The following is a 22,823-nucleotide window of genomic DNA, read 5'->3' as shown; positions in this document are numbered from 1 at the left end:
CGGGTGGACACCACACCGAGTGTTCGACCGAGTGGTCCGTACTCCTCCGAGGTGTGGTGCCCATGCGATCAGGAGGACAACACATCGAACGACACTGAGGTGCGACGGCCACCGAGGTCCTTGTGGGAGGAGGGCCCACCGGGACCCTTGCCCGGTTCGGAGCTCAACCGGCCCGCATCAACGTCAACCCCATGGACATGCCGCCGCCGAACGCGGCCAGCAGCGTCAGATCGCCGGGCGTCACACTCCCCGAACGGACCAAGTGGTCGAGTGTGATGGGGACCGAGGCCGCGCCGGTGTTGCCGTACCGCGTCACCGTCGTGACCATTCGCTCCGAAGGAATCCCCAACTGCTCGGACATGCTCTCCAAGAGGCGGCCATTGGCCTGGTGCGGGACGAAGTGTGCAATGTCGTCCTGGCTCACACCGTTGTCCTTGAGGAACTCCTTTATCCCGGGGACCACGTGGGTCTCGATGAATTGGGTCACGCCTCGGCCATCCATCGAGAAGTACTGCTTGCCCTCGCGCAGGGTCCCTTCCGTAGCGGGCAGCCGGCTCCCCCCGCCTGGTACGCCGATCAGCTCGCGCGCAGAGGCGAAGCTGGCCAGCCTGGTCGAGATCAGTCTCTGGCGGCCCCCTCGGCCCAGCACGACCGCACCGGCACCGTCGCCGAACAACACGATCGTGCGGCGGTCGGTGGGCGAAAGGATGCGGGAGTACACATCGGCACCGATGACTAGTGCGTACTCGGGGGAGGTGCCGTTGAGCATCCTCTCCGCGATCGACAGGGCGAACGTGAAGCCGCTGCAGACCGAGTTGACGTCGAAGGCGGCCGTGCCCGGTCGGACGCCCAACTCGTCGGCCACCACGCAGGCCGTCGCAGGCTGTGGAGAATCCGGTGTGGAGGTGGCGACGATGACGAGGCCCAACTCGGCTGCGCTGATTCCCGCTTGTCCAAGAGCCGCGCGGGCCGCACCGATGGCGAGGTCCGATGTGGCCTGCTCGGGCTCCGCCCAACGTCGCTCACGGATGGCGGTCTTGCGCAGGATGGCGACTTCATGCACGCCGGAGAGGGTGTTCATGTCCTTGTTGCTCATCACGCGACTGGGTACGTAGGACCCTGTACCGAGCACGCCCCGTGCGCCCTCGGCGGCACTGCATGTGATCATGGTCTGCTCCCGATGTCGTCTGACTGGTAGCGGCCACGCGCTCGCGTCGGGTGGCGACGGCGAACGGGTCCGCGGCGCTCACCGTCCTCGTGCCGTGTCTGCCGTTCCGTGCGACTCGGCGCAGGGCAGTTCCGGTGCTGTGCGGAAGGACGGCGCGCCGCGTAGGCGGATCCGCATGAGATCAGAACAACCCGAGCCGGATCCGAGGTCCAGCGGGTACCTGCGGATCTGTCAGATGGGTTGCGACGAGTGGGCGACTCCGGCCATCGACCGGGTTGGTTCCAGGACTCAAGCGTCGGTGGACAGTTGGGCTTCGAGTCCGTCGAGAACGAGCTTCACGCCCAGGTAGAAGTTCTCTTCCCAGTCCTCGTCGAGCGTGTACTCGTACGCCACGAGCGTGGGGTACTTGTCCTGCTCCCCGCGCAACTGCTCCTGTGCCGCGGCGCGTTCGGCCTTCGACCACTGGAGGTTGGACTGGCTCGCCGCGGAGCCTAGGACGTGGTTGTACAGTAGCCAGCAGACCGCCTGGGTCTGTTGCGCCCCGAATCCGGCGCGTGACAGCGTGGCCTGGAGAAATTCCAGCCAGGTGAGGAAGTTGGGCCCGATCGACGGCCGTTGACGCAGCGGCAGCGCGGCGGACCACGGGTGGCGGAGGAGCATGGCTCGACACCCCGAGAGGAGGGCCACGACGCTCTCCTGCCAGTTGTCGCCGTGTCCGTCAGGGAGCGGCGCCTCCGCGAAGATGGCATCGGTCGCCAGGTCGACGACATCGTCCTTGGTGTCGATGTGCCAGTACAGGGTCGTTGCGCCGATGCCGATGCGTTCTGCCAGATGGCGCATGGTCAGGCGCTCCATGCCCTCCTCGTCCAGCAGGGCGATGGCCGCCTCGGTGATGCGCTCCCTGGTCAACGGTGGCTCCTGGCGAGGCGCAGGCGACTGGCGCAACCAGACGCTCTGTCCCGAACCCGAGCCCGTACGACCGTTCCTCCGTGACTTGCTCACGCTGCGACCACCAACCTTTCCGGCTCATTGTACGTGGGGCGGCTCATGGTAGTACTTTGATCGATGTACTCGAACGTTGTTCTAGAGGTCGATCGATGTTCGACCGGTTCCATCGGTGAGTTGTGCGTCGGACGAAGGCCCTCCCCTTTCAGTCCGCTAGGTCCGCCAGGAAGGAACGCATGAAGCTGGTCGTGTTCGGTGCCAACACCCCTACGGGGCGTCTGGTCACTGCTATGGCCATGGCCGCGGGGCACACGGTCACCGCCATCACCCTGCGGCCGGCCGACTTCCCGTTCTGCGACCTCCGTGTTCAGGTCGCCGCCGCGGACGTGATGGACGCCGATGCGGTGGACTGGGTTCTTCGTGGTCATGACGCGGTGATCTCGGTGATCGGCGCACCGCCCTCCATGAAGTCCGTCGACGTCTGCTCCCAGGCCGCCTACAACATCGTCAAGGCGATGGCCAGCCACGGCGTGCGCCAACTGGTCTGCGTGGGATCGACGGACCTTGATGCCGCAGACCTCTCCCCGGTCGCCCTTCTGCTCCAGCGCTTGGTGCGACCGCTGACGCTCGCGTGCAGTCGCGCCGTCCAACGCGACGTGCGGCACATGGAGAACGTCGTCCGTGCGAGCGGGCTCGACTGGACCCTGATCCGGCCGGGGCGCCTCGTCGACCGTGCGCGTATGACGGGCTATCAGGTCACCGCTTGCCCGGTGCGGCGCCCCGTCACCTCCCGGGCCGACCTCGCCCACGCCCTCGTCCATGTGCTCGTCCATGGCGGCCACGTGGGCGAGACGGTTTGCGTTGCCAGCGAGTGACTCATCACGTGATGAGAAGCGGCGAATCGACAATCGATTTTCCCATCACGTGATGAAGCGTCACTGCTCTTATGCCTGACAGCAATTGATGGCCCATGAAAAGATCAGGCAAAGCGATCCTTTGGTGCACCCTCCACCTTTCTGTGTTTTCCGGATGAAAAAGGTTGCGGCCGCGACCGGGTGGCCCGATATGTTGTCGCTTACCAATCGGATAGGTGACAGATTTGTGCCCGGTGTGGTGGGTGCAAAGATCGACTGGTGTTAGAGTGATGTCCCGTTTGGTCCATATTACTCACCCTGTGGGCGTGCGAGTCGACGGGGTGCTCAAGCGTTCTACCAATCGTCCGCGGGCGCGCTTGCAGCCTGGCGGGGAAGCTATGCGGGGGTCACTCTTGAGTGCAGCCGGGTTTCCGTTGGTCAAGATAGGTATACAAGAAGAGAACGCGGATCGATTATTCGGTGAAGGTATTTCGCCGGATGAATTGCTGCGAGAGTTATCTACTTCGCTCTTCGCTTCCTTGCCGCGCGCCGATCAGCGCAAGAAAGGCGTCGAGTACGTCAAGGGCCTCCTGGAGGTTCCCGGGCGCAAGTCGATCAGAAACATCGCCAGTCTGAGCGGTGGCCGCGCGACCGATCAGAGCCTGCACCACTTCATCAGTGAGTCGACATGGGACTGGGAGCCGGTCCGTGAGGCACTGTCCCGGTATCTGGTGCCACGACTACCGGTCGAGGCATGGGTGGTTCAGGACACGATGATCCGGAAGGCGGGTCAGCATTCGGTCGGTGTGGACCGCAGGTTCGTACCGGCCGAGGGCCGGGTGCTGAATGCGCAACAGGCGATAGGCGTATGGGCGGCGTCCTACTGCCGGAGCAGCCCGGTCGACTGGGGGTTGCATCTGCCCCCGGCGTGGATCGACGACCGTTCGTTGCGGAATCGGGCGTCCATTCCTGACAGCACCGAGGCGGAAAGCCTATCCGAACGGGCCGTCAGGCTCTGCGTGGGCATGGTGTCGGAGTGGGGAATGCCCCTCCGGCCGGTCGTCCTGGACGCCTGCTCCTTGAACCTCGCCACGCTCTTCGAAGGGCTGGGCCGTAGGGGTATCCCCTTGCTGGCGCGAGTCGATCACTCGGTTCCCCTCCTCGTCTCGGACCCGGCGCTGACCGGTCACCGGGGCTCGGCGAGCATGCCGGCCGGAGACGCCGTTCGAGCTGCCAGTGGCAGCAGGCAACCGGCGCAGTGGCGAGAGTTCGGCAGGTGCGGCCGGATGAGGTCGGGCCTGATCGCCAGTGTGGCCGTGCGACTGCCCCCGAGGCGAGGAAGGCTGCGAGCGGGAGCTGGTCGGCAGCTGGCCCTGATCGGACTGACCGAGGCGGGACAGCAGAGCCCGCCCCAGCTGTGGCTCACCAATCTGACATCACTTCAGTCGACTTCTCTGCTCACCCTGCTGGACCGAGTGCGTGACGACTACCGCGAAGTCGCCAAGAACGTCGGCATCGAGGACTACGTGGGCCGTTCGTTCGACGGCTGGCACCGACACATGACCCTGGCCTCCGCCGCCCACGCGATCGCCGTGCTGAGCCGTCCGGGCCAAGCATGGAACGAGCCCGCAGGCGGGGTGGGATCCGGCACCTGACGAAGTGAGCTGCGGGGTGTTGTTGTGTTTCGCACCCCACTACAGGATCGGGCTGTCGGTCGGGCGTCAGCCGTCGGGCCTGGAACTGCGGGCCCCGTGCCCCGTCCTTCGACCGACCTCGGCGCGCCCGAAAGCCGTGTTCTCACGGGCCCGGCAACGGTCGCAGCCGGCTGTCACTCAGCCGCGCACGGCACCTCTCGCGTTCCGTGCCCTACTGCACACTGCGGGACGAACCCGTGGACCGATTCATCCGCAAGGGGGAGAGACACCAGTGGACAATCCCGTGCTCGACATCGTATCGAAGCCCGCCCAGCAGCAGCCACGGTGGGGCGATGACCGGAGCGTACGCCGTGTGAGACGCGAACTCCTGGACTCGCCGGGACTCGTCGATCCGGGGGACGTGCGCACACTGCGTTCGGCGCTGGTCGCCGTTGCCGGCGGAGACGCCCATGTCCTGCAGGCGGGTGACTGCGCGGAGGATCCGGCGGAGTGCACCGCATCCCATGTCGCGCGAAAGGTCGGCCTCTTGAACGACCTCGGGGGTGCACTGGAGGAGATCACCCGTAGGCCCGTGGTCCGCGTGGGAAGGATGGCGGGCCAGTTCGCGAAGCCCCGCTCCAAGCCGACGGAATGGGTGGGAGAAGTCGAACTCCCCATCTACCGAGGTCATATGGTCAATGGTCCCGACCCCGACCCCCTGAGTAGACAGCCGGATCCACAACGCATACTGGCCTGCTACCACGCCGCCGGTGCGGTGATGCGCCACCTGGGGTGGCGCCGGGCGCCGGGGGCACCCGGCATGGACCCACCGGTGTGGACCAGCCACGAAGCCCTGGTGCTCGACTACGAAATCCCACTGGTGCGTGAGGACCTCGGAGGGGGACTGTTCCTCACCAGTACGCACTGGCCGTGGATCGGTGATCGCACCCGGCAGCTGGACGGCGCCCATGTCGCTCTGCTCTCCGCGGTGGCCAATCCCGTTGCGTGCAAGGTGGGTCCGGGTATGACCATCGCGGAACTGCTCGCCCTCTGCGAACGCCTCGATCCACGGCGCGAGCCGGGGCGGCTCACACTGATCGCCCGCATGGGTGCGCAGCTCGTCGCCCAACGGCTGCCGCCGCTCGTGGCAGCGGTGCGTGAGGCCGGACATCCCGTCATCTGGCTCTGCGACCCGATGCACGCCAACACAGTCGCAACCCCGGACGGACGCAAGACCCGCTACCTCGACTGGATCGCCCGCGAGACCCGCGACTTCACCTCCGCGGTGCTGACGGCCCGAGGAGTCGCGGGCGGACTCCATGTGGAAACCACGCCCGACGACGTGACCGAATGCGTCGTGAGCCCCGTGGCCAACGAGTTGCCCGGCGACCGCTACACCACTCTCTGCGATCCGAGGCTCCGCCCCGACCAGGCCGCGTCGGTGGTGGCGGCCTGGGGGGCCCAGGTCGCTGACATCGGCCCGCCGCCCCGGAAAGGACGCCCCGGGGGCCGTCGGTCAGCGTAGGCCGTGTGCCGAGGGGACCCCCCCCGCCGAGCAGGTACGTCCCACCCGAAGCCGTATGAAGGAGAACCGCACATGGAGGGCAAGACCGCCTTGATCACCGGGGCAGCTGGGGGCATCGGAGCCGCGGTGGCCCGCGCGCTCGGCAGCCGTGGTGTCGCCGTGGCCGCCGTCGACCGTGACACGGACGGACTCCTGCGCACGGTGCAGAAGCTGACCGCGAATGGGGTCACCGCGGAGGCCTTTCCGGCCGACATTTCCGACCGTAGCGTGGTGGGCGATCTGGTCGACTCGGTCGAACAGCGGCTCGGGCCGGTGGACTTCCTGGTCAACGCGGCAGGGGTGCTGCACCTGGCCGAAGCCCGGCACCTGACCGACCAGGAGTGGGACAGCACCTTCGCCGTGAACGCCACCGGAGTGTTCGCGATGTCCCGTGCGGTCGTCAACCGGATGGTGCCGCGCGGTCACGGCGCCATCGTCACCGTCACGTCGAATGCGGCGGGGACGGCTCGTACCCAGATGGCCGCCTACGCCGCATCGAAGGCGGCGGCCACCACGTTCACCAAGTGCCTGGGCCTGGAGGTCGCCGCGCACGGCATCCGGTGCAACCTGGTGGCTCCGGGCTCGACCGACACTCCCATGCTGAGTTCCATGTGGCACGACGAGCACGGGCCCCGGGCCGCGATCGCAGGCCGACCCGAGGAACACCGGGTCGGCATTCCGCTCGGAAAGCTGGCCATGCCCTCGGACATCGCCGACGCCGTGGCCTTCCTCCTGTCCGACCGGGCGGGACACATCACCCTGCAGAGCCTCACGGTGGACGGCGGAGCCACCCTCGGTGTGTAGGCAGGGCGCGACAGACGAGGTGGAGACGACATATGAGCGGGATACCTCCCATCGAACCGTACGAACTGCCCCGTGCGGGCGAACTGCCCGTGTCGGTCCCGTCCTGGACGGTGGATCCCCGACGCGCTGTGCTGCTGATCCATGACATGCAGCGCTACTTCCTGCGGCCCCTGCCGGACGCGCTGAGGGAAGAACTGCTGGCCCGTGCGGTGTCGTTGCGCACGCGCTGCGCCGAACTCGGCATTCCCGTTGCGTACACGGCGCAACCCGGCGCCATGGAGGAGGTGGATCGCGGCCTGTTGAGGGACTTCTGGGGGCCCGGGATGCGCAGTTCACCCACCGACCGGGAGATCGTGGCGGAACTGGCACCCAAGCGCGACGACTGGGTACTCACCAAATGGAGGTACAGCGCCTTCTTCCGCTCCGGTCTCTTGGAGCGGATGCGTGCGCACGGTCGCGACCAGCTCATCGTCTGCGGGGTGTACGCGCACGTGGGCGTACTGATCACCGCGGTCGACGCATTCACCCACGACATCGAGACCTTCGTGGTGGCCGACGCTGTCGCCGACTTCTCCGCCGCCGACCACCGGTCGGCACTCGACTACGCGGCCCGCTGCTGCGCCGTCGTCTCCACGGCCAAGGAGGTCCTCGCGTGACGCCTGATCTGCTCGGCCGGGTGTTGGCACCGCACCAGCCGCCCTTCGCGCTGTTGCACCGACCCGCTGCGGCCGGCCATGGGCAACTCGAAGTGCTCGTGGGCGAAGTGCGCGAGTGGCCCACACTCGGTTCCATTCCGCTTCCCGAGCCGTCGACCGCCGACGGTCGAGCACACCACGACGTGTTGGCGATGGTGCCCTACCGGCAGATCGGCGAGCGCGGCTATGCCGGAGTCGACGACGGCGCGCCGCTGCTCGCCCTCCATGTGACCGACTACGACGTGGTGCCTCTGGCGGACGCGCTGCCGCGGCTGGTCCGTACGCCCACCCGGTTGCTGAACGCGCACTTCACGCCCGACGACGAGGAGTACGCCGCCACGGTGCGCAAGGTGCTCGCGGACGAGATCGGGATGGGCGAGGGGGCGAACTTCGTGATCAAGCGCTCGTACCGGGCGCGGATCAGCGACTACACCCTGGGCAGCGCGCTGTCCTTCTTCCGTAATCTGCTGGAGACCGAGTCCGGTGCCTACTGGACGCATCTGGTGCACACCGGCGACCGCACCTTCGTCGGCGCCTCCCCCGAACGGCATGTGAGCCTGTCCGGTGGCACGGTGGTGATGAACCCGATCAGCGGCACCTACCGCTACCCGACCTCGGGTCCCGAACTCTCCCAGGTGTTGCGGTTCCTCGACGACCCGAAGGAGACGGACGAGCTCTCCATGGTCCTCGACGAGGAGCTGAAGATGATGGCCCGCATCTGCGAGTCGGGCGGCAGGGTGGTCGGGCCGTATCTGAAGGAGATGGCCCGGCTCGCACACACCGAGTACCTCATCGAAGGACGCAGTACCCGAGATCCGCGGGAGATCCTGCGAGAAACACTGCTCGCCCCCACCGTCACGGGTAGCCCGTTGGAAAACGCGTGCCGGATCATCGCGCGGTACGAGCCCGAGGGCCGCGGGTACTACAGTGGCGTCGCCGCCCTGATCGGCAGGGACGAACAGGGAGCCCGGGCGCTCGACTCGTGCATCCTCATCCGTACCGCGGAGATCGACCGATCCGGTCGGGTCGAGATCGGCGTCGGTGCCACTCTCGTGCGTCATTCCGATCCTGTTTCCGAGGTCGCGGAGACCAGGGCCAAGGCGGCCGGGCTGCTTGCCGCACTTGAGGGAGCCGGCACGACCCGATTCGCCGACCATCCGCAGGTGCTCGCCGCATTGGCCGAACGCAAGTCCTCCGTCGCCGACTTCTGGCTCCTCGGGCGGCAGGCATCCGCTCCGGTGCGACCCGAACTGGCCGGCTTGCGGGTGCTGGTGATCGACGCCGAGGACACCTTCACCGCCATGCTCGACCTTCAACTGCGCGCGCTGGGACTTGTTGTGACGGTGCGGCGATTCGACGAGGAGTACGTGCTCGACGACCACGACCTGGTGGTGCTCGGCCCCGGCCCCGGGGACCCCCGCGCCGGCGAGCACACGAAGATCGCGCGACTGGGGACGGTCGTCGACGCACTGCTGGCCGAGTACCGCCCCTTCCTCGCCGTCTGCCTCAGCCACCAGGTGCTCTGCACCCGACTCGGGTTCCCGTTGGTCCGAAGAGACGTGCCGAACCAGGGAACACAACGACAGATCGACTTCTTTGGAACACCCGAGGAGGTCGGCTTCTACAACACGTTCGCCGCCTGGTCGCCCGAGGAGAAGGTGGAATGCGAGGGAGTGGGATCGTTGGAACTGAGCCGGGACCAGGAAACCGGCGAGATCCACGCACTGCGCGGACCGCACTTCGCATCCGTGCAGTTCCACGCCGAATCGGTGCTCACCCGCGACGGAGTGCGGATCCTCGCCGAGCTGCTCTCCGGCCTCCTCCGCGTGTGACATGCCGGGGCGAGCGACCATGAGGCGGCTGTGCGGTGGGTTCACGCCCACCGCACAGCCGCCTCCGTGCGTGCCGGCACGGCACTGCTTCAGGGGCGACGATCGCGCAGCGCGCGGTCGACGAGCGCGCCGGCGGCACCGGTGTACCCCATGGGATCGCACAGCGTCGTCAGTTGGTCCGCTTCCAGGCCGAGGCCGGGTATCCCGCGCAACACCTCGACCAGGGTCCGCCCCGACTCCACGGCCTGCTCCGACGCGTCGTCGAGCAGCCTTCTGGCGGCCTCGACGCCCCAACGCGGCGTCAGTACCGCGACGAGCCGTTCGGCACCGGTCCGGGACCCGTTCAGTTCCAGGTTCTTCCGCATCCGCTCGGGCCGCACCTGGAGCCCGCTCGCCAACTCCACGGCGGTGTGCGCGGCGCCACCCACGAGGCGCAGACACTCCCGCAGCGGCTGCCACTCCGCGTGCCAGCCGCCCGCAGACCGTTCGTCCTCGGACACCAGACACTGCGTCAGGACGGACGCGATGGCCGGGACCTGGATCGCCGCGCTGCGCACCAACGTGGCCAGCACCGGATTGCGTTTGTGGGGCATGGCCGATGACCTGCCCCGGCCGGGCGCGGTGGGTTCGGCGACCTCGCCGACCTCGGTCCGGGTCAGCGACTGGACATCGACGGCCATCTTGCCCAACGCTCCCGCGGTGAACGCCAGGGCGGCGGCAAGATCGGCCACCGGAGAGCGCAACGCGTGCCACGGCAACACCTGCGGAGCGAGACCGGTCTCCTCCGCGAAGGCGGCGACCAGCCGATCGGGGTACGCCTCGGCCGCGGCCCCGGTCAGGGGGGCGGTGGCGAGATAGCCCGCCAGGGTGCCCGCCGCTCCACCCACGGACACGGGCAGGGACTCCTCCACCGTGCCGAGTCGGCTGGCCGACTCCAACACGAGATGGCGCCAGCCCGCCGCCTTCAGGCCGAAGGTCGTGGGCACCGCGTGGAGTGCCAGCGTGCGACCCGCGATCGGAGTGTCCCGGTGTTCGGTCGCCAGGCGGGCCAGAGCCTCGGCTGTGGCGAAGAGGTCCGCCCGGATGGTCGCCAATGCGCGGCGCGCCACCAACATGGCCCCGGTGTCGAAGACGTCCTGGCTGGTGGAGCCCCGGTGCACATGGTCGGCGGCCCTCGGGTCCAGGGCGCGCACCTCTTCCCTGAGCGCAGCGACCAGCCCCACCACCGGGTTGGCGGCCTCGCGTGCCGCGACGGCGAGTGCCCGCAGGTCGAACCGCTCGGCACGGGCCGCCCGGGTGATCACCTCGGCCGCGCCGGGCGGGATCGCGCCGAGTCGGGCCTGTGCCCGGGCGAGCGCTGCTTCCGCGTCCAGCATGGCTTGCAGCCAGGCTGCGTCGGACACCGCCGCCTCGACGGGAGTTCCCGCGCGCACCGGTGAGAGCAGTCCTGCGTCGATAGAACCGTCGTTCATACGATCACCCCTGTGAACTCGCTGCTCCCGGCCAAGCTCGGTCTGGCGGGCGCCCGCCGGGTGGGGTCCAGGGCCAGGACGGCACGGGCGATCGCGTCGGCGTCGCCCAACGTCACGGAGTCCACGCCGGGGCGGACGCCGGCGGCGGTCACCCAGTGCACCGACTCCGTCGGAACGCCGTAGGCGAACCGGCTCGGATGCGGCCTGCCCTGCCCGTCGATCACCCGGCACGGCCGCTCGGTGACGGCGAGGCCGCCCGTCTCGTGGTCGACGCCGTCGTCGCCCTCGATGCGATGGGGGCGGCACTGTTCGGTGAGGAGGAGGTGGCGTAGCAGCGGGTCGGCGGTACGCCGCAGGTTCGGCTCGGGCAGACGGGCCTCGATCAGATGCCGGGACCGTACGGGGGCGCCGGGCACGACGGCCGAATCGGCGACGAAGGACGGACGTTCGGTTTCGACACGGATCTGCGTGCCAGGGCCGGTGAGTTCCAGGACGCCCGCTTCGATCAGCGCGATCATCTCCTCGATGCGGGAGACCGGCGGACCGATGGAGAGGAAGGCGTTGAGCGGGGTGTACCACCCCTCCAGTTCCTTGAGGTGCGAGCCGCCTTCGAGACCGCCGTGGTCCACCACCAGACGGATCTCGTTGCGCAGGTCCCGCAGAACGTCCAGCGCGGCCTTGAGGGGGCCGTTGACGTTTCCCTTCCGTGCTTCGCGCACGTCCTGTGCGAGATGGGCGAGCAACCAGCCGTGGAACTCCCCTCGGTCGGTGAAGGTCCGTCCGTGGCAGGGCCGGGAGAGGCGTGCCCAGTCCCAGCGGTCCGCAGGGGCGATGCCGAAGTGTTTCAGGAGCTTCGCCCGCTGTTGCGCCGACGCGGCTGCGTACCGTTCGATGAACTGCTCGCACTCGACCCCCTGCGAGGTCAGCAATGCACCGTAGTAGACGACTTCCACCTCAGCGGCGATCAGGGGCCAAACGTCGGCCTCGAAGCGCACCCGTTCCCCCCGCATGGACCGCCTGCGCAGCGCGGCGACGACCTCGGGGGTGAGCAGGCGCGGTGTGTGCCTGCCGAAGGCACCCTTCTCGTTCTCCCCGCGCGCATGGTAGGGCACACCGCGGCGGGAGCTGGCGTGGATCAGCGGCTCCAGGCCGGACGGCCGGTACGCTAACCGATCGCCGACCCGCTCGAACCGGCCGCCACGGCCGGAGGTGAACAAGGCCATGTAGTCGAAGAAGTTCAGGCCGAGCCCGCGCAGCAACACCGTCTCACCGGGTTCGACACCATGAGTGTCCACGTCGGAGGGGTTGGCCGGCGGAACATAGGTGAGGTGGTGGATGCGCGCCAGACTTGCGCTGCGTTCCTGACGTGGTGTCAACTCGGCCGGTAGGTGTCCCTGTGCCAGGACGACCGCGTCCAAGTCGTGGATCCTGGTTCCATCAGCCAGCCGTACACCCTGGGGCCCGCCCGGGACTCCGTGCGTGTCCGCCATGGCGACCGCACGTGAGCGGTGCACCCTCACGGTGACGTGTACCGGCGCGCGGGCGACCACCCGCTGGAAGCAACCCCGCAGGTAGTGGCCGTACAGGGCACGGGTGGGATACGAGTCCGGCCCCAGCGCCCGGGCTTGGGCGAGCACAGCCTCGTCGTACTCGCCCGGCTCTGCGCGGCGAGCCAGATCGGCGGCCCACTCGTACAGGCTCGGGCCCGGCTCGATCGGTCCCTCGATCCGTGTCTCCGCATCGGTGAACACGGTGATCTGGGACGCCACGGTGTTGGTGAGCAGATGGTGGGACTGGTCGGTGCGCCAGACGGCGCCTGCGCCCGGAGCAGCAGGATCGACGACGTGCACGGTGATGGACTCGTGGGAGGGCTCCCTGCGCTCGTTGGCGCACAGGCGTTCCAGGAGGCACAGCCCGCGCGGGCCCGCGCCCACGATGCACACGGCCAGATGCCCCCCGCTCATCGCCGTGCTCCGGCCGAACCGAACTCGCGTGCGCCGTGCATCCAAGCCACTTGGTCGTGCAGGTCCGATTCGGACAGGGCGGACAACATCGCATTCCTCGCCTTCGCTTCGGCTTCCGCCGGGTGCCACAGCCGAGTGCTCGCCCGGGCCGCCAAGGTGATCCGGGCGGTGCGGTCATGCCGTTCGGCGTTGTACTTCGCCAGGAGTTCGGGGATCGCCTCCGCGTCGGAGGCGAGAAGGCGACCCAGTACGACCGCGTCCTCCAGGGCTTGGCAGGCGCCCTGGGCGGCGTAGTGCAGCATCGGATGGGCCGCGTCACCGAGCAGTGCCACCCGCCCGTCGGTCCAGCGCTCCACCGGGTCCCGGTCGACGAGAGACCATGACTTCCACTCGTCGCCCAGGGCCAGGAGCCGCCGCGGTGTGCCGTCCAGATCGGCGAACGCCCGGTGCACGCGGTCCCCGTCCACGGGGACTCCTGCGAACGCCGCGGTGACCCCGGTCTCGACGCTCGGGGCGAGATTGAGGTACCGACCACCGGCGATCGCGTAGTGCACGAAGTGCCGGCCCGGCCCCGCCCACCACGTCACGGCGTTCCACCGCAACTCCTCGGGGACGCGCTCCATCGGGATGACCGTGCGGTACACCGTGATGCCCGCAACCCTCGGCTGTCCGTCGCCGACGAGTTGCCGACGGATCTCGGAGCGGATGCCGTCGGCACCGATCACCGCGTCTCCGCCGACCGACACCCCGCCGGACACGAGCACGGTGGCACCACGACCGTCCTGGCGGTAGCCGATGGCCCGACTGCCCGCGCGCAGTTCGATCGCGTCCGAGCGGCGGCAGGCGTCGAGGAGGAGCCGGTGCAGTTCGCCGCGGTGAACCACGACGTACGGGTTGCCGAACCGGCGTCGGTAGCCGCCGGTGAGCGGCATGCTCGCCACGTGCTCACCGGAGACGCCGTCCATGAATCTCAGTTCGTCGATGTGGACGGCACGCGCGCGAACCTCGTCGCCGAGCCCGAGACGGTCCAGGGCGTGGAGCCCGTTCGGCGCCAGTTGGATGCCCGCGCCGATCTCCGCGAACTCGTCCGCCCGCTCCAGCACCACGGCCCGGTGCCCGCGTCGGGTGACGGCAAGAGCGGCGGCCAGACCGCCGATTCCGCCCCCAGCGATGACGATCTTCGCCATGTCGCCCCCTACGCGTCCGGACCGGCCGCGGTGATCCGCTTGGCCAGTTCAAGTCGTTTGATCTTCGTGGTGGCGGTCTGCGGTAGGTCCGCCAGACGCCAGTGCACCGGATCAGCCATCGCCGGCAGGGCTCTCACCGCCCTGCGCCAAGCCTCCTGGTCGAGGGGTTTGTCCTCCTCCGTGCACACCACGGGAACCGCTGTGCCGTCCGCGTCCTGGACGATGATCACTTCGGTGAGCTCGTCCAGGTTCGCGAACAAGGCGTCCTCGACGGCGAGGGTGCTGCCGAACCCGGGAATGAGATCGACCTCGCGGTCGAGGAGGTGCAGACATCCCCATTTGCTGCGGTAGCCGACGTCGCCCATCCGCCACCAGCCGTCGTCGAGTTGCTCGGCGTAGCGCTCCGGCTCGCCCAGGTAGGTGGTGATCCGCCCGTCACTGCGCACTTCGATGTAGCCCGGATTCGACGCCGAGGGGGGCAGTCCGTCGCGGCTGACCACCCGGACGTCGGTCATACCGGGGAAGGGCCTGCCGACGCAACGCCCGTCGGCCGCCGGGGTACGCCACCGGGTGAAGGCGCGCACCACGGTGGGGCCGACCTCGCTCTGACCGTAGAGCTGGCCGAACAGCGGTGCCCTGCGGCGTGAGGCGCGGAGCATCTTGCGCACGGTGCGCGGATGGATGGCGTCGAACGTGCTGCTGAAGAGTTTCACATTGCCCAGTGGTTCCCGCGGGTCGTCGGCCAGGCATTCCCACCGCATGAACGTGTTGGGATGAGCCTCGATGATTCCCGGGCGCACACGACCGAGGAGTTCGGCGACCCGCTCCGGTGCGGAGTCGGACAGGACGACGATCGGGAAGCCCTTCAACAGCGATATGGCCAGGGCGGTGAAGAGCCGGGAGTGAACGAAGGAGACATGCATCGCAATGGTCTCCCGCTTGCGGACGACCGGGTCGAGCACCATCCGCTGCGGGCGGTAGCGCGCCTGCAGGGTCTTGCCCGTGTGCACCGCCAACTTGGGGACGCCGGTGGTGCCGGACGTGTGGGTGATGAGACTCGGATGGTCAGCGGGCATGGTCACCGGAGGGACCCTTCGGACGCCGGCCAACCCCGCCAGTGCCAACGCTCGGGCGTGGGTACCGGCGGTGAGGAGCACGCTCTCGGCCAGCTCGAAGACCGTCCCGGGCAGCGATTCCTCCAGCGTGACCTGATCGGTGATGAGATGCGGCCGGTCCGCCCGGCGCATCAACTCGGCCACCGTCTCACCGTCGAGTTGCGGTGAGAGCAGAACGGGCACCCCACCGACACGGCTGATCGCGCAGGCGAGGAGCGCGATGTCAAAGCTGTTGGACTTGTGGACGACGACCCGTTCACCGGGTCGGACCTTCGCGGCCCAGAGCCGGGACGCCAGTTCGGCCACGAGATCCGCCAACTCCGCCACGGTGGCACGGCTGCCCAGCTCCGGCGCCAGGTCCAGTTCGTGGTCGAGGATCAGCACGTTCGCCGGATGCCGGGCAGCCGCGCGCTCGAAGAGCGTCCCTAGCCGGATTCCACGGTTTCCTATGCGCTGGAGCAGCATCTGTCCACCTTCCGATCGGTTGGTGCGGAGGGTCAGGGCCTGGTTGGGCTGTTCGTGGTCACGGTGCACATGGGGCTCGGTGTGGGCGCTCGGGACCGCTCTCAGTCCTTCTCGATGACCCGTTTGATCCGTTGCACGGTGGCTGCGAGGTCCGCGGCGAGTTTGTCCGTCCAGTCGCTGAAGAACTTCTGCTTCTCCGCCGGGTCCATGTCGGCGGTGATGCCGCGGATGCCTTCGGTGTGGCTGCCCATCCAGAAGTGGTGCACCAGGACGCAACCGTGCTGAGCGGCGCGGATCTCGAACGACCAGACGCTCTCCTGCCGCCGTCCGGCACGGTCGCGGATCGCCCAACGAAAGACGCGCCCCGGCTCCGCTTCGACGACCTCGGATTCGGTGGCCCACGTGCCGCGTACGACGGGCGCCCAGGCGACCACGTCCGCCGGTCGGTGGTTCTCACCGCGGAAGACCGCACCCACGGTCGAGGGAGTGCCGGAGATCCACTGCCCGCCGGTGCACTCGATGCTCCACTCACCACTGCGCGGGAGATCGCTGACCGTGGCGTACACCTCGTCGGGCGAGGCGGAGAGCTGTGTTTCCGCGCTGACCTGGAAGGCCGGCACGTTCTGCGGCCGGTTGTTCCGGCGCGCGGAGTCGGTGAACTCGGTATCCGTCATGGCCGGAAGCGTCGCCAGTGGTGGGGAACCCGGTCAACGGGCGGCCCACGGGTCCGTCAAGTCGCCCACACCGCCCCACGGGTCGATGCAGGGTGTGACGAAGCGCCCGGACGGTGCATCGGTTCCGTACGGGGTCTCATAGCGGGGAGCGGTTGAGCAGTGGCAGTGTGGGTCAGTCGTCCAGGTCTGGGCGCAGGACCACGCGTCTGCCGTGGAGGCCCCCCTGCTCCAGCCGGGCATGGACCTCGGCGGCAGCGCTCAGCGGTGCTTCCTCGATCACCCGGGACCGCAGTGTCCCCTGTGCCAGGAGCCGGTTCAATGCGGTCGAGACCTCCCGGAGTTCGCCCGTTGTCGCCCGGGAGATGACGAATCCGGTCACGGAGCCATCCTTGAGGTAGAGCGGACCGACGGGGAGAGCCGGACGCGATGTGAGGCCGGCGAGCACCACGATGCGACCGCGCTGGGCGAGGAGATCGACCGCGGTGTCCATATCGTTCCAGCCGGCGGCATCGACGATCAGATCGAAGCCGTGGGGAGCGAACTCGCGGCAATGTGTTGTGAGTTCGGGATCGGAGTAGTCGGCGAACCCGCTGGCCCCGAGAGTGCGGCAGTGCTCCTCGTCGTCGGAGCGCGCGATGGCCGTCACACGCGCCCCCGCTTCGGCCGCGATCACCACCGCCGCGCTACCGACGTTTCCTGCTCCGCCGACCACGAGCACGGTCTCCCCGGTTCGGAGCGCGCCATGGGCGAAGAGCGCGAGGTGCGCCGTGGCCGCCGGATGCAGTACGGCCACTGCATCCATGGGGGAGACCCGGTCGGGTAGACGGTAGAGCCGGTCTGCGGGTACGACCGCACGTTCCGCCGCCGCGCCCTGCCGCCCGTCGTGACCGAGGCTGTTGCACCACACGAGGTCGCCGACCGCGAACCCGGCCGCGCGGGCACCGGTTGCGGAGACCGTGCCGACGAGGTCGCGGCCTATGACGAACGGGAAGGTCAACGGGGTGCGCCAGGCACCCGAGCGGACGAACGTGTCCACCGGATTGACCGTCGTGGCGATGACGTCGACCAGCACATCGGTGGGACCCCCCGCGGGCGGGGGGAGCTCACCGAACCGAATGGCCTCCGCCGGCCCGAACTCCTCTATGTACGCTGCCCTCATGGCCGCATGCTGCCACGGGGGTGCAGCGATCCGCCGATAGAGCAGGGCCACTTTGTCACCGGCCCACGGCTCACGTGCTCGACACTGGGGGACGGGGACGGCTGCCGAGCGCTGGTGCTCCCATCGTGCCGATCGCGCTCAACCCGACGGCCGAATGCCCTCTGACCTGGCCGAGCGCTCGGGGAGGCACGTGTGTGACGGCCGCACCGGTGTGACCGTGGCGAAACCTCCCTGCCGGGCGTTCGCCATGGACTCTGACCCGTTCTTCCCCAGTTCATGGTGGTGCCGGTGGCGGTACCAGCCTCCGGAAGGTACCTTGTTCCGCATGGTACTGCCGAGCGGGACACGTTCCGGAGTGAGTCAACTCCGCCGCGGCGTCCTGCAGTTCTGTGTTCTGGCGCTTCTCCGTGACGGCGAGCGGTACGCCTTCGAGCTGGTGCGGGAGCTGTGCGATGCGCATGGACTCGTGACCAGCGAAGGCACCATCTACCCGCTGCTCTCACGACTTCGGAAGGAGGGATGGGTCAACTCGTCCTGGAGGGAGTCCGACTCCGGTCCTCCGCGCCGCTACTACACGCTGACCGCAACGGGGCGCCGCGCGCTGAGCGAGTTCGCGGCCGAGTGGGGACCCTTCCGAACCGCCGTTGACAACCTCTTGGACAGTGAGGAGGGTCACGAGTGACCTTGAAGCGAGATCAACTCGTAGAGGACTACCTGCAACGCTTGGACAATGCTGCCGTGTTCCTCCCCGCCGATCGGCGCGAAGAGCTGAAGCAGGAGATCGTTGAGCACATAGACGTCGGCCTGGAGGAGGCGGACGCCCGGCACGTCGAAGCAGTACGGGCGGTTCTGGAGCGGCTAGGGCCTCCCGCTGACATCGTGGCAGCAGAGCTGAGCGATCCAAGGTCCACCGACTCCACCGGCTCGACCCCCGTCGTCACACCGACGGTTTCCGCGGGTGACGTCGCGGCGAAGGTGCCGGCCAAACCGGAAGCCCCGCCGCAACAGGTTGTCGTGGGCAAACCACGCGGACCTCTTGCGTCCTCGCGGGGAATGACGATCCTCCTGGCCGGGGCGGCGGGTGTCGTACTCGTCATGGGTACGCTGTTCGTCGGCCTGAGCAGCGAGGGCGGTGGTCCCCCCGAGCAGTCGCCCGCCCAGGTGGAGCCGGAAGTCACCCCGTCACAGGGCGGAGGACCGGGCAGCACCTGGCCGAGCGCGTGGCCTTCGGACGGCTCCGAGCCGGGCGCGCCGCCCTCTGAGGTGCTCTCCGCGGCGCCGGTGGCTCCCACCGCATCCTCCTGAGACTGGATGGCCAGGTTGACGGTGGGGGTCTCCACGTGGGGAGAGACCTTGCATCGACGGCCGGCGGTGGGAGTTCGCCACGGGTGGTTCGACTGCTCCCGAGGTCCGACGGGTTCCGTGATTCCACGGTTTCCCAAGCTCGACGGGTCCGATCCGCTCCGCTTGGTCTCGTGGTGTGAAGAGGCCGGCCACCCAGCACATGCGGGACGGCCCGTACCAGCCCTTGCAGGCTCGGTACGGGCCGTCCGTGTGAGAACTGCCGCCTACTTGCCGAAGTAGGCGTCGTAGACGGTGATGGTGCTCTTGTTGTTCTTCGTGTCCACGATCTGGGCCTTGAAGGTGATCGACGTGCCCTTGGCCGGATTCTTGACCGTGATCTTGCCCTTGGTGACGGTGGCCTTCTGCCAGGTCTTCCCGCCGTCGTAGGAGGTCGAGATCGTCAGGGACTTCAGCCCCTTTCCGGCTGCCGAGCCCTCGACGGTCACCGGAATCACCGTCTGCCTGCCCGCCGGCGCGGTGTTGTCCAGCGCCAACTTCGGGTCGAGGCGGACCGAGGAGACCGGCAGTGTGACGACCTTGCCCGGGGCCGGCTTCTTGGAGCGGAACGTCCAGCTGACGTCGATGCGGCTGGCGGACTTCGCCACCTTCTTGTCCCGCTTCACCGAAGACGCGAGGGTGTACTCCGCATCCTCGGGGCCGACCTGGAAGGGCTCCCAACCCAACAGCGGGTCGGCGCTCTCGCCGATCTTGGTGCCACCCTTGTGGAGCGTCGTCTTCACCGAGCTGAACTCGGATCCCCCGTCATTGCCCGCTGCATCGGCGAAGACATGGGTGGAACCCAGGATGTCGTTGCCCTCCCTGAAGACGCCCGAGTCCTTGCCCACCTGCGGTGAGTGGACTCCGGCGCCGAGCGTCTCGACGTAGGACGTGTTGCCCGAGTACCTCTTGCCCGAGGTGCCGTACCAGATCTCCTCGGTGGGGAAGCCGTCCGGGTCGTTGGGACCGAACTGTGCACTCCCCATCGACCACTTGGCCTTGCCGCCGGAGGCCAGGCGCAGATCGCGGGAGCCGGGGAAGGCCATCGTCGGGCTGGTGGCGAACAGTGCGAAGTCGCCCAGCTGACCTATCGCGTACATGCCGCCCTGCTTGTTCTTCGTCGAAGCGGCGGCGTTCACCGTGACCTTCGCGAATTCGGCGGCTTTGAACTTCTTGGTGTAGCCGGTGGAGTACTTCGTCACCGGACCGCCGGCGATGGTGTTGTAGTCCGTTGCCGAGCCCGTCCTCCAATGGGTGCCCCACACCTCGGTGAAGGACCCGTCGGTGATGGCCGGGCCGAGGTGCGCGGTGCGTACGTTGGCCAGCGTGGCGTATCTGTTCTCGCTTCCCATCCCCAGATCCGGCTTGGACACCAGGTAGCCCAACAGCGCACCGCTGAGCTTGGCCTTCTTGTCCGGCACCGTGATCGAGACCGGCTTGGCCTTGCGGGCGTCGACCGTCAGCGTGGTGTTCTTGTTCAACACCAGCTTCGGCTGGAGCAGATGGTCGAAGCCCTTCGCGCTGTTCTTGGGATCCGCCGCCAGTGTGGCGTCCAAGGCGTACTCGCCCTTCGGGACCCGGAGCTTCGCGGTGCCCGACTTGCTGGTGACGTCCTGCCAGCCGAAGCCCGCGTCATCCAGGCCGCCGAGACCGGTGAGGAATCCATCGGTGGGCTTGCCGTTCCGCCCGAGGTACTTGACGGTGAGGTCGTAGGACTCCACCTCGCGCTCCACGGCGGCGACGCTGCGCACGGTCTGCCCGTCGCCGGTTCCGACGACGGCGGCCGTGTAGATGCCGTCGCTACTGCCGAGACGGGTGTTCACGGTGAGGTCGACGGAGGCGGAGCCACCTGCGGGGACGGTCACCTGTTGGGCGCCCAGGGCGAAGAAGCCGGCGGGGGTCGCCTTGCCCTGGGGGTCGAGGCCGGTGACGGCCAGTTGGAGGGTGACGGTCTGATCACCCAGGTTGCGATAGGTGACCTTCCGGGTCTCGGGCTTGTCGTCGTGGTGCGGCCACGCCTGCTTCGCAAAGCTCACCGACGAGGGTTCCGCGACGACGCTCTGCCGAATGGCCTGCTCCAGGGCGATGCGTCCGGTGCCCTGCTGGAAGGCGGTGTAGCCGACGTCCTTGGTGGCAGCGGTCAGCACGCTCTTCAGCTGCTTCGCCTTCCAGGACGGGTGCTGCTGCTTCAGCAGGGCCGCGGCGCCCGCAACATGCGGAGTGGCCATGGAAGTGCCGGAGAGGGAGGTGTATCCCGCGGGGCTCTCCGGAGCGGTGCCCGCGGCCGCCGCGGCGGTGGTGTTCACACCCGGGGCTGTGACGTCCGGCTTGATCGTGCCGCCACCGGTCCGCGGGCCCACCCCGGAGAAGAACGCCAGCGCGTCGTTGTCGTCGACCGCCCCGACGGTGAGTGCAGCGTCGGCGCTGCCGGGAGAGCTGATCGTCCCCTCACCCGGACCCGAGTTGCCGGCTGCGATGGCGAAGAGGACGCCCTTCTCCGCGGTCAACTTGTTGACGTGGGCTTCCAGCGGGTCGATCCCCGGAGTGTCCCCGCCGCCGAGGCTCATGTTGATCACATCGGCGCCCTGTGCCACGGCCCAGTCCATCCCGGCGATGATTCCGGAGTCCGTACCCATGCCGCTGTCGTTCAGCACCTTGCCGTTGAGGACCTTGGCGCCCGGGGCGACTCCCTTGTGGGTGCCGCCCGACTTCGCGCCCGTACCCGCGGCCGTCGAAGCGACGTGCGTGCCGTGGCCGTCACGGTCCTTCGCGTCCTTGGCGTCGCTGAAGTTCTTCTCCCCGATGACCTGGGTCTTCAGATCCGGATGAGTGGCGTCCACCCCGCTGTCCAGCACGGCGATCTTGACGCCGGTGCCGTCGTACCCGGCCTTCCACGCCTTCGGCGCGCCGATCTGGGCCACGCTCCGGTCGAGCCGGGCGGTGCGGACACCGTCCAGCCAGATGCGCTCGATGCCGGAGACGGTGGTGGTGCGCGCGTTCCCACCGCCCGTGGTGCGGGTCAGCGCCTCCCACAGGGCGCCGGCCTCCCGCTCGGAGACGGTCACGGCGTCCGCGTTCACGCTCGGCAGGCTCCGGCTGACCCGGACGGCTTCCGCGGAGCGCACGCCCTGCCTGGCCGTGGTGGCGGAGGCGCCGCCGTAGGCGACGATCACCTTCAGCCCGGAGCGGTACGCCTTGCGGCTCTCCGCCTTGCTCAGTTCGGTGATGTTGAACAGCCGCTGGTCGAGGCGTCCGTCCGCGAGCAGCGCCCGGGCGTCGTAGGGCACCACGAAGGTGTCGCCGCTCTCGATGAAGGTCTGGACGGGTACGTTCTCCCGACCCTTGGCGCGGTCGACGGTGACGGCCTTGCCCTCGCCGTCCACCCCGACGCGGTCGCCCGTGATCAGGGTCACCCAACGGAGTCCGGTGGTCTTGCCCCGGGTGAACTTCTGGGTCAGCTCGGCGGCCGATGCGGCAGTGGCCGTGCCTCCCGGGAGGGCGGGAGAGGCGGACGACGCCGGGGCGGTCAGTCCGGCGACGAGCGCTACCGCAACCGCCGTGGTGAGCGTTGCGGCACCGAGGTTCTGACGTCTCCTGGAAACCATCAATTCCCTTTGTTGGGGCGGGGGATTGTCAGCGGAGCTCGGAGTGGCCCCCGCGTCCCGCTCCTGCCTGGGAACAGGGCATTGGCCTACATCTGGTTGTCGGCTCATCCGATGAATGGCCTGAATCTATATCCGTGCGGAAGTTCATCTCCCGCGATGATCAGCATGGATGACGCTCAGTGAGGGAATTTCCCTGAGAACCGCACTGTCAGTGGAGGCTGAATACCGTTGATGGTTACGGGGAGGGCAGGACCACATACCCCTGGGTATGTGGTCCTGGCCCCCCCCGGCTGGAAATGGGTTCGCCGGCGCCGGCCCCGGGTAGGGGGAATGGCCGGCAGCCGT

At 68.4% G+C, this 22,823-nt stretch carries 17 protein-coding genes; 8 read left to right on the top strand and 9 right to left on the bottom strand.

Annotated elements, in window-relative coordinates; all coding sequences use genetic code 11:
* Positions 1–163: 163 nt before the first annotated feature.
* Both ABZ348_RS33160 and ABZ348_RS33155 read right to left on the bottom strand, forming a co-directional pair.
* Positions 164–1,168, bottom strand: coding sequence for a ketoacyl-ACP synthase III (locus ABZ348_RS33160; RefSeq protein WP_358939466.1), 1,005 nt, complete (start codon positions 1,166–1,168; stop codon positions 164–166).
* A gap of 288 nt (positions 1,169–1,456) precedes the next feature.
* A complete protein-coding gene (locus tag ABZ348_RS33155) occupies positions 1,457–2,077 on the bottom strand; it encodes a TetR/AcrR family transcriptional regulator C-terminal domain-containing protein (protein ID WP_358939464.1) in 621 nt (206 codons plus the stop codon).
* Positions 2,078–2,349: 272 nt separating this feature from the next.
* Here ABZ348_RS33155 and ABZ348_RS33150 point away from each other — a divergent pair, with 272 nt between their 5' ends.
* The 6 genes from ABZ348_RS33150 (at position 2,350) to ABZ348_RS33125 (ending at position 9,496) form a co-directional block, all read left to right on the top strand.
* Entirely contained in the window at positions 2,350–2,988 is a 639-nt protein-coding gene (locus ABZ348_RS33150) for an NAD(P)H-binding protein (RefSeq protein ID WP_358939463.1), read from the top strand.
* A 518-nt stretch (positions 2,989–3,506) separates the two neighbouring features.
* Positions 3,507–4,622, top strand: coding sequence for a transposase (locus ABZ348_RS33145; protein WP_358939461.1), 1,116 nt, complete (start codon positions 3,507–3,509; stop codon positions 4,620–4,622).
* 271 nt (positions 4,623–4,893) lie between these two features.
* Positions 4,894–6,126 carry a 3-deoxy-7-phosphoheptulonate synthase gene (locus ABZ348_RS33140; protein WP_358939459.1) on the top strand — a complete coding sequence of 411 codons (1,233 nt, stop codon included), beginning with the start codon at positions 4,894–4,896 and terminating at the stop codon, positions 6,124–6,126.
* A gap of 72 nt (positions 6,127–6,198) precedes the next feature.
* The gene (locus ABZ348_RS33135) at positions 6,199–6,969 is read left to right on the top strand and encodes a 2,3-dihydro-2,3-dihydroxybenzoate dehydrogenase (RefSeq protein WP_358939457.1); all 771 of its coding nucleotides are present in this window, start codon (positions 6,199–6,201) and stop codon (positions 6,967–6,969) included.
* A 32-nt stretch (positions 6,970–7,001) separates the two neighbouring features.
* Entirely contained in the window at positions 7,002–7,625 is a 624-nt protein-coding gene (locus ABZ348_RS33130; RefSeq protein ID WP_358939455.1) for an isochorismatase family protein, read from the top strand.
* Positions 7,622–9,496 carry an anthranilate synthase family protein gene (locus tag ABZ348_RS33125; RefSeq protein WP_358939453.1) on the top strand — a complete coding sequence of 625 codons (1,875 nt, stop codon included), beginning with the start codon at positions 7,622–7,624 and terminating at the stop codon, positions 9,494–9,496. The genes ABZ348_RS33130 and ABZ348_RS33125 overlap by 4 nt, the downstream gene beginning before the upstream one ends.
* Positions 9,497–9,585: 89 nt before the next feature.
* Here ABZ348_RS33125 and ABZ348_RS33120 read toward each other — a convergent pair whose 3' ends face one another.
* From ABZ348_RS33120 to ABZ348_RS33095, 6 genes are all read right to left on the bottom strand, one after another.
* Positions 9,586–10,968 (bottom strand): lyase family protein, encoded by a 1,383-nt coding sequence (locus ABZ348_RS33120; protein WP_358939451.1) that lies wholly within the window; start codon positions 10,966–10,968, stop codon positions 9,586–9,588.
* Entirely contained in the window at positions 10,965–12,932 is a 1,968-nt protein-coding gene (locus tag ABZ348_RS33115) for an FAD/NAD(P)-binding protein (protein ID WP_358939449.1), read from the bottom strand. Before ABZ348_RS33115 ends, ABZ348_RS33120 begins: the two co-directional genes overlap by 4 nt.
* Positions 12,929–14,119, bottom strand: coding sequence for an FAD-dependent monooxygenase (locus ABZ348_RS33110; RefSeq protein WP_358939447.1), 1,191 nt, complete (start codon positions 14,117–14,119; stop codon positions 12,929–12,931). The genes ABZ348_RS33115 and ABZ348_RS33110 overlap by 4 nt, the downstream gene beginning before the upstream one ends.
* A gap of 8 nt (positions 14,120–14,127) precedes the next feature.
* On the bottom strand, positions 14,128–15,699 hold the full coding sequence (locus ABZ348_RS33105; protein WP_358939509.1) for a class I adenylate-forming enzyme family protein: 1,572 nt from the start codon (positions 15,697–15,699) through the stop codon (positions 14,128–14,130).
* 101 nt (positions 15,700–15,800) lie between these two features.
* A complete protein-coding gene (locus ABZ348_RS33100) occupies positions 15,801–16,373 on the bottom strand; it encodes an SRPBCC family protein (RefSeq protein ID WP_358939445.1) in 573 nt (190 codons plus the stop codon).
* A 172-nt stretch (positions 16,374–16,545) separates the two neighbouring features.
* Positions 16,546–17,532 carry an NADPH:quinone reductase gene (locus ABZ348_RS33095; protein WP_358939443.1) on the bottom strand — a complete coding sequence of 329 codons (987 nt, stop codon included), beginning with the start codon at positions 17,530–17,532 and terminating at the stop codon, positions 16,546–16,548.
* Positions 17,533–17,857: 325 nt separating this feature from the next.
* On the opposite strand from ABZ348_RS33095, the gene ABZ348_RS33090 reads away from it, so the two are divergent.
* Complete coding sequence (locus ABZ348_RS33090) at positions 17,858–18,214, top strand: PadR family transcriptional regulator (RefSeq protein WP_358939441.1); 357 nt, start codon at positions 17,858–17,860, stop codon at positions 18,212–18,214.
* A complete protein-coding gene (locus ABZ348_RS33085) occupies positions 18,211–18,837 on the top strand; it encodes a hypothetical protein (protein ID WP_358939439.1) in 627 nt (208 codons plus the stop codon). The genes ABZ348_RS33090 and ABZ348_RS33085 overlap by 4 nt, the downstream gene beginning before the upstream one ends.
* A 263-nt stretch (positions 18,838–19,100) precedes the next feature.
* Here the strand turns inward: ABZ348_RS33085 and ABZ348_RS33080 are convergent, their stop codons facing one another.
* Positions 19,101–22,478 (bottom strand): S8 family peptidase, encoded by a 3,378-nt coding sequence (locus ABZ348_RS33080; RefSeq protein ID WP_358939437.1) that lies wholly within the window; start codon positions 22,476–22,478, stop codon positions 19,101–19,103.
* Positions 22,479–22,823 lie beyond the last annotated feature (345 nt).

It is taken from the genome of Streptomyces sp. NPDC005963, from assembly GCF_040638655.1.
Taxonomy (GTDB): Bacteria; Actinomycetota; Actinomycetes; order Streptomycetales; family Streptomycetaceae; genus Streptomyces.
Note: the sequence above shows the minus strand (reverse complement) of the source record. Positions and strands in the feature narration are given on the sequence as shown.

Bases quoted from the DNA above. Each gene is read 5' to 3' on its own strand.
- ABZ348_RS33160 (WP_358939466.1), bottom strand. From the start codon at position 1,168: ATGATCACATGCAGTGCCGCCGAGGGCGCACGGGGCGTGCTCGGTACA.
- ABZ348_RS33150 (WP_358939463.1), top strand. From the start codon at position 2,350: ATGAAGCTGGTCGTGTTCGGTGCCAACACCCCTACGGGGCGTCTGGTC.
- ABZ348_RS33135 (WP_358939457.1), top strand. From the start codon at position 6,199: ATGGAGGGCAAGACCGCCTTGATCACCGGGGCAGCTGGGGGCATCGGA.
- ABZ348_RS33130 (WP_358939455.1), top strand. From the start codon at position 7,002: ATGAGCGGGATACCTCCCATCGAACCGTACGAACTGCCCCGTGCGGGC.
- ABZ348_RS33120 (WP_358939451.1), bottom strand. From the start codon at position 10,968: ATGAACGACGGTTCTATCGACGCAGGACTGCTCTCACCGGTGCGCGCG.
- ABZ348_RS33115 (WP_358939449.1), bottom strand. From the start codon at position 12,932: ATGAGCGGGGGGCATCTGGCCGTGTGCATCGTGGGCGCGGGCCCGCGC.
- ABZ348_RS33110 (WP_358939447.1), bottom strand. From the start codon at position 14,119: ATGGCGAAGATCGTCATCGCTGGGGGCGGAATCGGCGGTCTGGCCGCC.
- ABZ348_RS33105 (WP_358939509.1), bottom strand. From the start codon at position 15,699: ATGCTGCTCCAGCGCATAGGAAACCGTGGAATCCGGCTAGGGACGCTC.
- ABZ348_RS33100 (WP_358939445.1), bottom strand. From the start codon at position 16,373: ATGACGGATACCGAGTTCACCGACTCCGCGCGCCGGAACAACCGGCCG.
- ABZ348_RS33095 (WP_358939443.1), bottom strand. From the start codon at position 17,532: ATGAGGGCAGCGTACATAGAGGAGTTCGGGCCGGCGGAGGCCATTCGG.
- ABZ348_RS33090 (WP_358939441.1), top strand. From the start codon at position 17,858: ATGGTACTGCCGAGCGGGACACGTTCCGGAGTGAGTCAACTCCGCCGC.
- ABZ348_RS33080 (WP_358939437.1), bottom strand. From the start codon at position 22,478: ATGGTTTCCAGGAGACGTCAGAACCTCGGTGCCGCAACGCTCACCACG.